The 13,966-nt window shown below is 62.5% G+C and carries 12 protein-coding genes; 10 read left to right on the top strand and 2 right to left on the bottom strand.

Translation table 11 applies throughout. The features are described 5' to 3' along the window. Nucleotides 1–28: 28 nt before the first annotated feature. On the top strand, nucleotides 29–1,528 hold the full coding sequence (locus L6966_RS03715; protein WP_237224484.1) for a CoA-acylating methylmalonate-semialdehyde dehydrogenase: 1,500 nt from the start codon (nucleotides 29–31) through the stop codon (nucleotides 1,526–1,528). Between the two features lie 21 nt (nucleotides 1,529–1,549). Continuing rightward, nucleotides 1,550–2,626, top strand: a complete 1,077-nt coding sequence (locus tag L6966_RS03710) for an enoyl-CoA hydratase/isomerase family protein (protein ID WP_237224513.1) — start codon at nucleotides 1,550–1,552, stop codon at nucleotides 2,624–2,626. Nucleotides 2,627–2,717: 91 nt separating this feature from the next. On the opposite strand, the gene L6966_RS03705 is transcribed toward L6966_RS03710, so the two are convergent. After that, the gene (locus L6966_RS03705) at nucleotides 2,718–4,487 is read right to left on the bottom strand and encodes an AMP-binding protein (RefSeq protein WP_237224485.1); all 1,770 of its coding nucleotides are present in this window, start codon (nucleotides 4,485–4,487) and stop codon (nucleotides 2,718–2,720) included. Nucleotides 4,488–4,784: 297 nt separating this feature from the next. Here L6966_RS03705 and L6966_RS03700 point away from each other — a divergent pair, with 297 nt between their 5' ends. The 8 genes from L6966_RS03700 (at nucleotide 4,785) to L6966_RS03665 (ending at nucleotide 11,876) form a co-directional block, all read left to right on the top strand. Then, nucleotides 4,785–5,990 carry an acyl-CoA dehydrogenase family protein gene (locus L6966_RS03700; protein ID WP_083091914.1) on the top strand — a complete coding sequence of 402 codons (1,206 nt, stop codon included), beginning with the start codon at nucleotides 4,785–4,787 and terminating at the stop codon, nucleotides 5,988–5,990. 32 nt (nucleotides 5,991–6,022) lie between these two features. Next, nucleotides 6,023–6,784 carry an SDR family oxidoreductase gene (locus tag L6966_RS03695; protein ID WP_237232887.1) on the top strand — a complete coding sequence of 254 codons (762 nt, stop codon included), beginning with the start codon at nucleotides 6,023–6,025 and terminating at the stop codon, nucleotides 6,782–6,784. A 53-nt stretch (nucleotides 6,785–6,837) separates the two neighbouring features. Beyond that, the gene (gene mmsB, locus L6966_RS03690) at nucleotides 6,838–7,767 is read left to right on the top strand and encodes a 3-hydroxyisobutyrate dehydrogenase (protein ID WP_237232886.1); all 930 of its coding nucleotides are present in this window, start codon (nucleotides 6,838–6,840) and stop codon (nucleotides 7,765–7,767) included. Nucleotides 7,768–7,792: 25 nt separating this feature from the next. After that, complete coding sequence (locus L6966_RS03685; RefSeq protein ID WP_237232885.1) at nucleotides 7,793–8,572, top strand: enoyl-CoA hydratase; 780 nt, start codon at nucleotides 7,793–7,795, stop codon at nucleotides 8,570–8,572. Between the two features lie 84 nt (nucleotides 8,573–8,656). Beyond that, nucleotides 8,657–9,088 carry a PaaI family thioesterase gene (locus L6966_RS03680; RefSeq protein WP_237232884.1) on the top strand — a complete coding sequence of 144 codons (432 nt, stop codon included), beginning with the start codon at nucleotides 8,657–8,659 and terminating at the stop codon, nucleotides 9,086–9,088. Continuing rightward, the gene (locus tag L6966_RS03675) at nucleotides 9,085–10,458 is read left to right on the top strand and encodes a phenylacetate--CoA ligase family protein (RefSeq protein WP_237232883.1); all 1,374 of its coding nucleotides are present in this window, start codon (nucleotides 9,085–9,087) and stop codon (nucleotides 10,456–10,458) included. The genes L6966_RS03680 and L6966_RS03675 overlap by 4 nt, the downstream gene beginning before the upstream one ends. A gap of 85 nt (nucleotides 10,459–10,543) precedes the next feature. Then, nucleotides 10,544–11,158, top strand: a complete 615-nt coding sequence (locus L6966_RS03670) for a TetR/AcrR family transcriptional regulator (RefSeq protein ID WP_237224491.1) — start codon at nucleotides 10,544–10,546, stop codon at nucleotides 11,156–11,158. Between the two features lie 25 nt (nucleotides 11,159–11,183). After that, nucleotides 11,184–11,876 carry an MOSC domain-containing protein gene (locus L6966_RS03665; protein ID WP_237224492.1) on the top strand — a complete coding sequence of 231 codons (693 nt, stop codon included), beginning with the start codon at nucleotides 11,184–11,186 and terminating at the stop codon, nucleotides 11,874–11,876. Here the strand turns inward: L6966_RS03665 and paaZ are convergent. After that, on the bottom strand, nucleotides 11,873–13,954 hold the full coding sequence (gene paaZ / locus L6966_RS03660; protein ID WP_237232882.1) for a phenylacetic acid degradation bifunctional protein PaaZ: 2,082 nt from the start codon (nucleotides 13,952–13,954) through the stop codon (nucleotides 11,873–11,875). The genes L6966_RS03665 and paaZ overlap by 4 nt on opposite strands. Nucleotides 13,955–13,966 lie beyond the last annotated feature (12 nt).

The following is a 13,966-nucleotide window of genomic DNA, read 5'->3' as shown; positions in this document are numbered from 1 at the left end:
TGTGCTCCCCTTACGGAAGGAGGCTTCGATGACGAAGCAGTTAACCCACTACGTCGGCGGTGCCCACCGCCCAGGAACCTCAGGTCGGTTCGCCGATGTCTACAACCCCAGTACCGGCCAGGTCCAAGCCCAGGTACCCCTGGCGTCCGCTGACGAGGTGCGCGAGGTTATCGCCAACGCCGCAGAAGCCCAGGTCAAGTGGGCTGCAACCAACGCCCAGAAGCGGGCCCGTATTCTGCACCGCTTCGTTGACCTGGTCAACCAGAACGCTGACGAGCTGGCCGAGATGCTCTCCCTCGAACACGGTAAGACCGTGGCCGATGCCCACGGCGATATCCAGCGCGGCCTCGACGTCGTCGAATTTGCCACCGCCGCCCCCCACCTGCTCAAGGGCGAATATTCCGACTCCGTGGGCACCGGCATCGATGTCTACTCCATGCGCCAGCCCCTGGGCGTAGTTGCCGGTATCACCCCCTTCAACTTCCCGGCCATGATCCCCCTCTGGAAGTGTGGCCCCGCCATCGCCGCCGGTAACGCCTTCGTCCTCAAGCCCTCAGAGCGCGACCCCTCCGTGCCCCTACGTCTGGCCGAACTCTGGACAGAAGCCGGCCTACCCGACGGCATCTTCAACGTGGTCAACGGCGATAAGGAAGCCGTCGATACCCTGCTCGATGATCCCCGCATTAAGGCCGTCGGCTTTGTGGGATCCACTCCCATCGCCCAGAGCATCTACGAGCACGCCGCCCGCACCGGCAAGCGCGCCCAGTGTTTCGGCGGCGCCAAGAACCACCTGATTATCATGCCCGACGCCGATCTTGACCAGGCCGCCGACGCCCTCATTGGCGCAGCTTTCGGCTCTGCCGGTGAACGCTGCATGGCTATCTCGGTGGCTGTACCCGTCGGCCAGGCCACCGCCGATGCCCTGGTCGAAAAACTGGTCGAGCGCACCAAAACCCTCAAGGTCGGCCATGCCCTTGACCCCGAGGCTGACTTCGGCCCCGTCGTTGCCGCCAGCGCCCTAGAACGCATTGAGGGCTACATTGCCGCAGGCGAGAAAGAAGGGGCCAAGCTCCTGGTGGACGGACGCAGCGCCACGGTTGAGGGCCACGAGGGCGGCTACTACATCGGCGCCACCCTCTTCGATCAGGTCACCGCCGACATGTCCATCTACCGCGAGGAGATTTTCGGCCCGGTGCTCACCGTGGTTCGGGCTGAGAACTTCGAAGAAGCCCTGGCCCTGCCCACCAAGCACGAGTTCGGCAACGGTGTAGCCATCTACACCCGCGACGGCGATACCGCCCGCGAATTCGCCCGCCGCGTCGACGTCGGCATGGTCGGTGTGAACGTACCGATCCCCGTGCCGATCGCCTACTACACCTTCGGTGGCTGGAAGGCCTCCGGCTTTGGCGACCTCAACCAGCACGGGCCCGACGCCTTCCGCTTCTACACCAAGACCAAGACGGTAACATCCCGCTGGCCCTCAGGCATTAAAGAAGGTGCCAGCTTCGTCATGCCCACCGGCAACTAAAGGAGGCCCACCGTGACTGATATGCCCGGCACCCAGCCGACCGAGAGCGTCCTCACCGAAAAACGCGGCAGCCTGGGGGTTATCACCCTCAACCGCCCCCGCGCGGTCAACGCCCTCAACGCCGAGATGATGGGGTTGATGAACGTAGCCCTGGACGACTTCGAACAGGACTCCGGCATCACCGCCGTACTCCTGCGCGGAGCCGGCGAACGGGGCCTCTGCGCAGGCGGCGACGTGGTAGCCCTCTACAAGGCCACCGGTGAGAGCCCGGAGCAGGGGGTAGCCTTCTTCCGCACCGAATATACCCTGGACCTGCGCATCGCCCGCTACCCCAAGCCCTTCATCTCCCTCATGGACGGCCTGGTGCTGGGCGGCGGCGTGGGTGTCTCGGCCCATAGCTCCCACCGCATCGTCACCGAACGCACCCGCACTGGCATGCCCGAAACCGTCATCGGCTTCTGCCCCGACGTGGGCGGCCTCAATATACTGGCCCGCGCCCCGCAGAACCTGGGCACCCTCATGGCCGTCACCGGCCTGCACGTGACCGGGGCTGATGCGCTCGCCGTCGGCATGGCCGACTACTTCGTGCCCTCTGAGAAGCTCGATGAGCTGGTCGCTACCCTTGAGGGGGCAGAGGGGGCGGACGCCGTCACCCGCGTCATTGAGGGCTTCGCGGCTGACGCGCCTCCCTCCCAGCTCGTAGATAACGCCCACTGGATTGAGGGTGCTTTTGCTGCCGATACCGTTGAGGAAATTCTGCAGAAGGTTCAGACAGTAGCTGAGTCGGGGGCGGACGGCTCCGAGTTCGCCGGTACAGTTCTGGCGGCCCTGCAGAAGAACGGGCCAACCGGTATGAAGGTGGCCCTGGAGGCCGTGCGCCGGGCCGGTAGTCAGAGTCTGGCCGAGACCCTGAACCAGGACTTTGTGACCTCCTGTAACGCCCTGGCCCACCACGATATGCGTGAGGGCATCCGGGCCCAGGTGGTTGATAAGGACCGCAACCCCAGCTGGTCCCCTGCCAGTCTGGCGGAGGTCTCACGCGAGAGCGTCCTGGCCTTCTTCACCCCCACGGAAGCGGGGGAGCTGGGCCTGGCCTAACCCCTCACCCCGGCACCCATAAGAAAACCCGCTGAGAATCATCCTCAGCGGGTTTTCCGCTCTCTAGCTGGCCTGTAGGTTCCGCACCGGCTTAGCCCTTGAGGTCTGGAAAGTCAGTGTCTGCGAACTCGTGGCCATAACCCTCGGTGGTGGTGCGGGCTGCCAGGGCGGCGGTAGTCTTCTCACCGTGGCGGCCGTGGAAGTCGTTCTCACGGGCACGCAGCTCCACGCGGCGAATCTTGCCCGAAATGGTCTTGGGCAGCTCGTAGAACTCGATGCGGCGAATACGCTTATAGGCGGCCAGGTTCTCCCGCAGAAAGACCAGAATATTCTGAGCGGTCTCTGCGGTCGGCTCATAGCCAGCAGCCAGCACAATGTAGGCCTTAGGCACCGCCAGGCGAATCTCATCCGGTGACGGCACCACCGCAGCCTCAGCTACCGCCGGGTGCTCAATCACCACAGACTCTAGCTCAAAGGGCGAGAGCTTGTAGTCGGAGGCCTTGAAGACGTCGTCGGCACGGCCCACGTAGGTGAGCACCCCGTTCTCGTCCCGCTCGGCAATATCGCCGGTGTGGTAGAAGCCGCCGCGCATGGTGCTCTCGGTCTTCTCAGGGTCCCCCTTGTACTGGGTCATCAGACCCAGCGGGCGGGCATCGCCCAGACGAATACAAATCTCACCCTCGGTCTGCGAAATCTCATCGGTGGCCGGGTCAATCAGCACAATATCGTAGCCGGGCAGGGGCTTGCCCATGGCACCAATCTTGATGGGCTGCCCGGGGGTGTTGGCAATCTGTACAGTGGACTCAGTCTGCCCAAAGCCGTCGCGAATATCTACACCCCAGGCAGTTTTCACCTTAGAAATAACCTCGGGGTTCAGAGGCTCACCTGCGGCAACAACCTTGGTGGGCGGGGTTGCCAGCTGGCTCAAATCAGCCTGAATCAGCATGCGCCAGACGGTAGGCGGGGCGCAGAAACTGGTGACCCCGAACTTCTCCATGTTCTGCATGAGGGCAGCGGCATCGAAGCGGGAATAGTTGTAGATAAAGACGGTCGCCTCGGCAATCCAGGGGGTAAAGATATTGGACCAGGCGTGCTTAGCCCAACCTGGTGAGGCCACGTTCAGGTGAACATCGCCCGGGCCCATGCCAATCCAGTACATGGTCGAAAGGTGGCCCACCGGGTAGGAGGTATGGGTGTGCTCTACCATCTTGGCCCGGGAGGTGGTACCCGAGGTGAAGTACCAGAGCAGGGGCTCATCCCCTCGGGTTGGGGCGTCCGGGGTGAAATCGGTGGGGGCGGACGCCGCGTCCAGGTAATTCAGGTGGGGGTGCTTGGTCAGGGCTCCGGCGGTCTTGCCGCCTGTTTCGATGACGGTGAAGTTACCTTCAACCCGTTCGAACTTGGGCACGTTCTTGCTGTTGGTAATGACCCACTCAACCGTGCCACGGCTAATACGTTCATCGAGGTCAACAGGCTCGAGCATCTCGGTAGAGGGCATGAGAATGACGCCCAGCTTAATGCCGGCCAGCATGAGCTCCCAGAGTTCCACCTGGTTGCCCAGCATAAGAATCACGCGATCCCCGCGCTTCACGCCCACTGAACGCAGCCAGTTAGCCACCTGTGATGACCGCTTCGACATTTCTGAGTAGCTGACGCTCACGCTGGAACCATCCTGTTCCGCGATAATTAGGGCGGGGGCGTCCTTGCGCTCATCGCTGGCGGCTACCTGGTCAAACCAATCCAGGGCGAAGTTGAAATACTCGAACTGGGGCCAGGTGAACTGCTCACGTGCTGCGGTGTAGTCTTCGCGCAGAGCAACAAGCTGGTCGCGGGCAGCGCGAAATTGGTCGGTAACGCTCATGGGTAACCTCTTTCCTTTCGGCAAAAAACCACCAAGATATAGTGGCATAGGTCACGAATAGGGTGCTACGAGTCACTATAGGTGAGGGGCGATACTCCTGCCAAGGGCCTGTGGAAAAATCAACCTCAAGAGTCCTGTCTGCGCGTAACGAACCGGTTATTTTGCCGCAAAAGCTACCGGGCTGCCGCAAAGCAAGGTACATTCAGAGCTAAATATGGCTTGACTCACACCACATGAAGGCGGGTGACCCCCGACCTGTGAGTTGCACACGACGACGTTGCACAGGAGAGCTACTCTATGAACACCCACATTCGAGGCATGGTCAAAAACCCGCCCGAAAAGCCCCTACCCTTCCCCGATATCGACCCCTTCGGCGTCCTTAACCTCCTGCCCGACCACGAGAAAGAGTGGTTTTTGCGCATCCGCACCTACCTGCAAGAAGAAGTGCGCCCCCAGATCGTTGACTACTGGAATACCGAAGAATTCCCCCTGCACCTGCTCGAAGGTCTAGCTGAGGTGGGTTTGGCCCGCCTGGAAACCAGCGAAACATCCTGGCTCTTTAGGGGTCTAGCCTACGCAGAAGTAACCCGAGTGGACGTCTCACTCTCGGCTCTGGTAGGTATTCACAACGAGCTGGTCTTGGGCATGATTAATCTGCTCGGCTCAGATCAGCAGAAATCCGACCTGCTCCCCAAACTCGAAAACTTCCAGCTCACCGGAGCCTTCGCGCTAACAGAACCCAACCACGGCTCCGATATCGCCGGGGGCCTTGAAACCAGCGCCACCTTCGACGGTGAAAACTGGGTCATCAACGGTGAGAAGCGCTGGATCGGCATGGGCACCATCGCTGACTTCGCCCTGGTCTGGGCCCGCGACACCGCCGACCAGCAGATTAAGGCCTTCATCGTCCCCACCGACACCCCCGGCTACGAGGCCGAGAAAATCCGCAACAAAATTGGGTTGCGCGTCATGCAGAACGCCCACATCACCCTCACCAATGTAAAGGTGCCCGCCAGCGCCCACCTGCCCGGAGCCGTCAACTTTGATGCTGCCAACGAGATGCTCCGCAACTCCCGAGCCTGGGTGGGCTGGCAGGGATACGGTATTCAGTTGGGCATCTTTGATATAGCCCGCGACTACGCCATCACCCGCCAGCAGTTCGGCAAACCCCTGGCTAAGTTTCAGCTCATCCAAAAGAACATTGCAGAGATTATGAGTAACAGCCAGGCCGCCCTGGGGCTCATGATGAACTGCGCCCGTATGCAAGAAAACGGCACCCTGGATATGGTGCATGCCGCCATGGCCAAGGCCACCACTACTAAGCTGGCGCGGCAGAGCGCCTGGCTGGGCCGAGAAATCCAGGGTGGTAACGGTATGACCACCGACTACGAGATGGCCAAATTCTTCGGGGACGCCGAAATCCTCTACACCTACGAGGGAACCTACGAAATTAACTCCCTCATTGTGGGTCGAGCCCTGACCGGCTACTCAGCCTTCGTCTAAGTCCCTAGAGCTCCCACCGGAAAGAGGAAAACATGAACCTAAAAAACACCACAGCCCTAGTCACCGGTGCAGCCTCGGGTATTGGGGCGGCTACCGCCTCCGCTCTAGTCGCCCGCGGCGCACACGTCTATGGGCTCGACCTTCCCGCCGGTATTGAGAAGGCCGGGGAGGTTGAGGGCGTAACCTTCCTGCCCGGTGACGTCACCGATTACGCCGCTGTTGAGGCTGCTTTCGAGAAGGTAGGGCAGGACTCCCGCCCTCTGCGCACCGTGGTCAACTGTGCCGGTATCGCCCCGGGGGCCCGCGTCCTTTCTAAAAAGGGCCCGCATGACCCTGCCCTCTTCGCAAAAACTGTCACTATCAATCTCAATGGCACTTTCAACGTACTCACCGCCGGGGCTGCCCTAATGGCCAGCCAGGAGCCGGTGGAGGGTACTGTCGGGCGGGGCGTCATTATTAACACCGCCTCTATTGCCGCCTATGAGGGGCAGATTGGCCAGATAGCCTACGCGGCCTCAAAGGGCGGGGTTGTAGCCCTCACTCTGCCTGCCGCCCGCGATTTGGCCAGCTCGGGAATCCGTGTGAATACCATTGCCCCGGGCATTGTTGATACCCCGCTGATGGCCGGTATCACCGAAGAATTCCGCGAAGAGCTGGCTAAAAACGTACCCTTCCCGCAGCGCCTTGCAGCTCCTGCCGAATACGCCGACCTGGCGGTCTTTATCGCCGAGCACGACTATATCAACGGCGAAACTATCCGCATGGACGGCGCCTTGCGCATGGCCCCCCGTTAGATTGAGCCTTAGCTTCACTAGACCTATCAGCCCACCTTGTAAGGGAGAAGAAGATGACCACCACACCAACTATCGCTTTTATCGGCCTGGGGCACATGGGCGGCTACATGGCAGCCAACCTGGTTGCCGCAGGCTACACCGTGCACGGCTTTGACCTGGTGCCTGCCGCGCTCGATGCCGCCCGCGACCGCGGAATCCAGGTGGCCGCCAGCGGCGAAGACGCTGTAGCCCAGGCCGATATCGTCATTACCATGCTGCCTGCTGGCCAGCACGTTCTGGGAGCCTACGGCGGGCGCGCGGGCCAGGGGGGCCTGCTGGCTGCCGCTCAGCCCGGCACCCTCTTCGTAGACTGCTCCACCATCGAGGTGGAGCACGCCCGCCAGGCAGCCGACCTGGCTGTGCAAGCCGGTATGCGGGCCGTGGACGCTCCGGTGTCCGGCGGTATGGTGGGGGCCGAGCAGGGCACCCTCACCTTCATGGTGGGTGGCGCTGAGGCGGACGTAGACCAGGTTCGCCCCCTGCTTGAGGTGATGGGTAAGAAGGTGGTGCACTGCGGCACCAACAGCACCGGCCAGGCCGCCAAAATCTGTAACAACATGCTGCTGGGCATCACCATGGTGGGCGCTTCAGAAGCCTTCGTGTTGGGTGAGCGTCTGGGGTTAGACGCCCAGGTGCTCTATGACGTTATCTCCACCTCCTCCGGCTACTGCTGGGCGGTCAATGTCAACTGCCCGGTACCCGGCCCCGTGCCCGGGTCGCCCGCCAACCGGGACTATGAACCGGGCTTTGCCACCGCCCTGATGAGCAAAGACATGGGGCTAGCTGTCGCCGCCCTCGACACCGCAGGGGTCAACGGCGAACTCGGCAAGCACGCCGCAGATATCTATACTCACCTGGTAGAAGAAGGGCGTGGCGCCAAGGACTTCTCAGACGTCATCAACGCTATTCGTGAGGCCGACGGCTCGCCCGTCTCAGGCATCTAGCCTGCCCACAGCAAGGAGGAACACCGTGACCACTTACGAGAATATTCTGGTTGAAACCCGCGGCCGGGTTGGGCTGATTACCCTCAACCGCCCCAAGGCTCTCAACGCCCTCAACGATGCCACCATGCGCGAGGTTGTTGCCGCCGCAAGCGACTTTGACCGCTCACCCGAGGTGGGGGCCATCGTCCTGACCGGTAGTGAAAAAGCTTTTGCCGCAGGGGCAGACATTAAGGAGATGTCATCCCAGACCTACGCCAGCATGTACGCAGCTGACTGGTTCGCCCACTGGGACAACTTCACCCGCCTGCGTACCCCCATCGTGGCAGCCGTCAACGGCTACGCTCTGGGTGGCGGCTGTGAACTGGCCATGATGGCGGACATGCTGGTGGCTGGGCCTTCCACCAAGTTTGGCCAGCCCGAAATTAACCTGGGGGTTATCCCCGGTATGGGTGGCTCCCAGCGCCTGACCCGCGCTGTCGGCAAGGCTAAAGCCATGGACCTTTGCCTGACCGGGCGCTTTATGGGGGCGGACGAAGCCGAGCGGGCAGGGCTGGTCTCCCGCCTGGTGGAGCAGGACGCGGACGTCCTCCCCACTGCCCTTGAAATGGCAGAAACCATCGCTTCTAAGTCAAAGTTCGTGGCCCAGGTCTGCAAGGAAGCCGTGAACGCCGCCTTTGAGACCACCCTGGCTCAGGGTATCCAGTTTGAGCGCCGAACCTTCCACGCTCTTTTTGCTACTGAGGATCAGAAAGAGGGTATGGCTGCTTTCGTTGAGAAACGGGAGGCTGATTTTAAGCACCGGTAAAGTGTTGCGCGTCTCACCAAAATGTGACACAGTTGGGTTGAGTGAATAACTGACCAAACGGTCACTAAATACTTTGGAGGCAGAGTGGGCGCAATCCACCCCATGCTTGAAGGCGATCATGCCAGCGACTGGATGGGCATTCGCGTGCTTACCGCCCAGCTGGGCCACGCCGTCATCGAAATGGATATCAAGCATGAGATGGTCAACGGCTTCGGCATTATCCACGGTGGTATGACCTTTGCCTTTGCAGACACCGCCTTCGCCCTGGCCTGCAACCACAGTGACCCTGAGCGCTACGCCCAGAGCATCACTGTGGGGGCGGGCGTTGACGTTAACTACATCGCCTCAGCCTACGAAGGGCAGACCCTTCGAGCCGAGGCCACTCTTAAAGCACAGTACGGGCGCAACTGCATCGTTGATGTGACCGTCACCTGCGGAGACAAACTCATCGCCGAGTTCCGCGGTCGTGGCCGCTCCATCAAGCCCCCAACAGCCACGGAAGGACACCAGGCATGAGCACCTATAAGGCTCCCGCTTGTAGCGTAGAAAACCCCTATACCCCGGCTCCCCGCGCCGCAGACCCCGGCGCTCCCGACCCCGAGGAGCTGATGAGCCGCGACCAGATCGAGGCCCTCCAGTTCGAGCGGCTGCGCTGGGCCCTGCACTACGCCTACGAAAACGTACCCGCCTACAAGGAACTCTACGACGAGCACGGCGTGCACCCCGGTGACTTCAAAGAGCTCGACGACCTGGGGCTCTTCCCCTACACCGACAAGGAATTCCTGCGTAAGGCCTACCCCTTCAAGGCCTTTGCCGTGCCCATGAGCGACGTGCGCCGCATCCACGCGTCCTCCGGTACCACCGGCCAGCCCACCGTGGTGGGCTACACCGAAAACGATATTGCCACCTGGAGCGCCCTGGTTGCCCGCTGCTTACGCTTCTCAGGCATCAAGCCCGGCTACAAGGTGCACAACGCCTACGGCTACGGCCTCTTCACCGGCGGCCTGGGTGCCCACTACGGTGCTGAACGCTTGGGCGCAGCCGTCATCCCCATGTCTGGCGGTCAGACCGAAAAGCAGGTGCAGCTTATCCGCGACTTTGAACCCGATGCCATTCTCTCCACCCCCACCTACCTGCTGACCATCGCCGACGCCTTCCGCAAGCTGGGTATCGATCCCAAGGAAACCTCCCTCAAAACCGCTGTGCTGGGCGCCGAGCCCTGGACCGAAGAAATGCGCCGCGAAATCGAGGTCACCTTCGGCACCCTCAAGGCCTGCGACATCTACGGCCTGTCTGAGGTCATGGGCCCCGGTGTGGCCGGCGAGTCCTTTGAATCGCAGGACGGCTCCCACATCTGGGAAGACCACTTCCGCCCCGAAATCATCGACCCCTTCGACGACACCGTGCTCGATTTGGGCCGCCCCGGCGAACTGGTCTTTACCTCCCTGACCAAGGAGGCCCTGCCCATTATCCGCTACCGCACCCACGACCTAACCCGCCTGCTGCCCGGTACCGCCCGCCCCGGACACCGCCGTCTGGGCCGTATCACCGGCCGAAGCGACGACATGATTATTCTGCGCGGCGTCAACCTCTTCCCCTCCCAGGTCGAAGAGCTGGCCCTGCAGCAGCCCGAATTGTCGCCCCACTTCGCCCTGGAGCTCACCCGCCCCGGCCGCATGGACGAAATGACCGTGCGCATCGAACGCCGTGAAGAGTTCACCCTCGAAGCCGCCGAAGAAGCCGGCAAGCGCCTGCTGCACGACATCAAAACCAAGATCGGCTCCACCTGCCGCATTGAGGTGCTAGACCCGGACGTCCTGCCCCGCTCCGTCGGCAAGATCCGCCGTATCTACGACTACCGCAACAAGCCCAAGGGCAACGAATAAACACTCTTACCAGCGGGTGGTTTGTTAGCATGTAGGGAGCCTCCCGTTGCGGAGGCTCCCTACCCGTGTGTGAGAGGAAGGTGCCGTGAGCACTCGCCAGCCCCAGCCTGCCAAGCGCGGCCGCCCCGGCTATGACCGCCAAGAGGTACTGCGCCTGGCCGTGGAGGTCTTCAACGAACACGGCTACGACGCCACCAGCATGGATATGCTGGCTAAGCGCTTGGGGTTGACTAAGAGCGCTATCTACCACCATGTTTCTTCTAAGGAAGAAATTCTGCGTATCGCTCTTGACCGGGCTCTCGATGCCCTGGATGAGGTTTTTGAGGCTGGTGAGAGCTTGGAGGCGGACGCTCGCGAGCGGCTTGAGTTTGTGGTGCGTCAGACCGTGTTTGTGCTGGCTGAGCACCTGCCCTATGTGACTCTGCTGCTGCGTTTGCGCGGTAATTCCCCGGCCCAGCAGGCCGCTCTCGATAAGCGCCGGGCCCTGACCGGCCGCCTGGCAGCCCTGGTGGATGCTACTCAGCAGGCTGGGCAGGTGCGGCAGAGTGCGGACGCCCGCACCCTGGCCCGCCTGATTTTCGGCATGATTAACTCCCTGGCGGTCTGGTACGACCCGGCCCGTGGCGGCGACGTTGAGGCCCTGGCCGACACGGTCGTCGATATGGCCTTTAGGGGGATTGCGGTGGGGGCCCGCCCCTAGAGGTGGTGCAGGGTATCGTAGACCTATGACTGAAACCCACTCCGCACCCACCTTTCCTGGCCTAAGCCCGGCGGGGGCGCGCGTCCGGTCCACCAATCGCGGGGCAGAAATGCTCAGCCCGACCGGTAAGGGCACTACCGGTATCAATAAGCAGCCGGTAGCTTCGCTGGAGGTTTTTGCCCCGGCACCCGGCTATGGCAACGGCTCCGGCGTGAGCGGGGATTTCGTGGGGGATGCCAAGCACCATGGCGGTGCTGACAAGGCGGTCTATGCCTTTGCCCGGGAGGAATTGGATTACTGGGCCGAGCGATTAGGTGCCCCCTTGGCTGACGGGCAGTTCGGTGAGAATCTGACCACCGAGGGTATTACCTGGAGTGGGGTTCTCATCAACCAGCGCCTGGCGGTGGGTACGGCCGTGCTTGAGGTGTCGGTGCCGCGCCAGCCCTGCCGCACCTTTGCCGACTGGCTGGGTCAAAAAGGCTGGGTAAAAACTTTTACTGAGCGTCAGGATGCCGGTGCCTACTTGCGCGTTATCCAGCCCGGTACCATCACAGCCGGGGATACTATTACTTTTCTGCCTACCCCCGACCACGGGGTGACTATGGGGCAGGCCTTTGCAGCCGCTATGGGTGACCGTGCCGCCATGCAGGCCGTGGTAGAAGCAGGCTGCTACCCGCCTTTCTACCACGACCGGCTACTGGCGAAGCTGGGGCGCTAGCTGGCGTCAGCCTCGGCCATAGGCCAGGTCTTGGCCACCAGGGTCAGCACATCGTAGGTGGCCACGATTTCGTCCTTCTGGTTGTGCAGCACCGCGTCCCAGGTGACCTCGCCGTACTCGTCAGTCACGCGCGGGGTAATCTTCTTGGCGGTCAGCGTCACGCGAATGGAATCATCGTAGGTGACAGGGGTGATGAAACGCAGGTTCTCCAGGCCGTAGTTAGCCAGCACCGGGCCCGGGGCCGGGTCAACGAAGAGCCCTGCCGCCCAAGAGACCAGCAGGTAGCCGTGGGCCACACGACGGGGGAAGAAGGGGTTAGCCGCCGCAGCCTCCTCGTCGGTGTGGGCGTAGAACATATCCCCGGTCTCATGGGCGAAATCAGTGATGTCCTGTAGTTTCACCTCGCGCAGGTCAGAAGCGAACTGGTCGCCGATGGCCAGCTCGGCCAGGGACTTGCGGAAGGGGTGTACGCCCTCGCCCGACTCTACCTGGGCGCGGGTGACGGTTGCGGCGTCCGCCCCGGGGTGCCAGACCCCGGTCAGGGCAGTGAGCTTATTGGGGGAGCCCTGAATAGCGGTGCGCTGCATGTAGTGCTTCACGGCGCGCACGCCACCGAGCTCCTCACCGCCACCGGCCCGGCCGGGGCCGCCATGCACCAGGTGGGGTACGGGGGAGCCGTGGCCGGTTGAGGTCTTGGCGTCCTCGCGGTTTAACACCAGGACGCGGCCGTGGTGGGCCGCAATGCCCAGGGCCAGCTGGGCGGCGGTGGCGTCATCGTGGGTGCAGACTGTAGCCACCAGGGAGCCCTCGCCCAGGGCAGCCAGCTCAACGGCCTCAGCCAGGTCAGTGTACTCCAGCACAGAGGTCACAGGGCCAAAGGCCTCAACGGAATGAACCTCGGGGGTGCGGGCGTCCTCAAAGGTCAGCACCGTGACCGGGTAGAAGGAGGGGCCCTCAGGGGCTTCGCCGCGGAAGGCAATCTTACCGCCGGCCTCCACCAGGCGGGTCACAGCCCTCTCCACCTCGGCCTTCTGTTCGGGGGAGGCCAGGGAACCCATGGTCACGCCCTCCTGGCGCGGGTCGCCAACCACCACGCGTCCGGAAATCTTGCCCGCCAGGGCCTGGACCACCTCAGCGGAGCGCCCGGCGGGCACCAGAACCCGGCGGATAGCGGTGCACTTCTGGCCGGCCTTAGCGGTAATCTCCACCATCACCGACTTGATAAAGGCCTCAAACTCGGGGGTATCAGCGGTGGCGTCCGGGCCCAGAATAGCGGCGTTCAGGGAGTCGGTCTCGGCGGTAAAGTGCAGGCCCTTGGTCTGCACGCTGGGGTGTTGGCGCAGGGTGTGGACGGTGGCGGCGGAGCCGGTAAAGGCGACGTGGTCGCGGTAGTCCAGGTAGTCCAGCAGGTCGCGGGCAGAGCCGGAAATCAGCTGTAGGGCGCCCTCTGGAAGCAGGCCCGAATCCAGCATGAGGCGCACGGTCGCCTCGGTGACGTAGCCGGTGGGGGTGGCGGGCTTGACGATGGTGGGCATACCGGCGATAAAGGCCGGGGCGAACTTCTCAAGCATGCCCCAGATGGGGAAGTTAAAGGCGTTAATCTCAACGGCCACCCCGGGCAGGGTGGTGTAGATGTGCTCGCCAATGAAGGAGCCGTCGCGGGAGAGCTGCTCAACGTTGCCGTCGATGATGACGCGGGAGTTGGGCAGCTCGCGGCGGCCCTTGGAGGAGAAAGTGAAGAGGGTGCCGATACCGCCGTCCACGTCGATGTAGTGGTCGCGCTGGGTGGCACCGGTGGCGAAGGAAAGCTCGTAGAGCTCGGCCTTGTGCTCGGTCAGGAACTGGGCCAGCTGCTTGATGATGAGGGCGCGTTCGTGGAAGGTGAGCTTACCCAGGTTGGCCTGGCCGGTGGTGCGGGCGTAGTCAATGGCCCCTGCGGTGTCGATTCCCTCGGTGGATACCCGGTAGATGGGTTGGCCGGTGATGGCGTGGAGGACGTCCTGGGGTGAGGCAGGGTTTTCCGGGGCCCACCAGGAGCCCTTGATGAAACTGGGAACAAGGGTGGGGGTGCTCGTCATTGAGAAATCCTT

This window comes from Rothia nasisuis (genome assembly GCF_928381405.1).
Classification (GTDB): Bacteria; Actinomycetota; Actinomycetes; order Actinomycetales; family Micrococcaceae; genus Rothia; species Rothia nasisuis.
The sequence above is the reverse complement of the archived record's forward strand: the minus strand, read 5'-3'. Positions and strand labels throughout refer to the sequence as shown.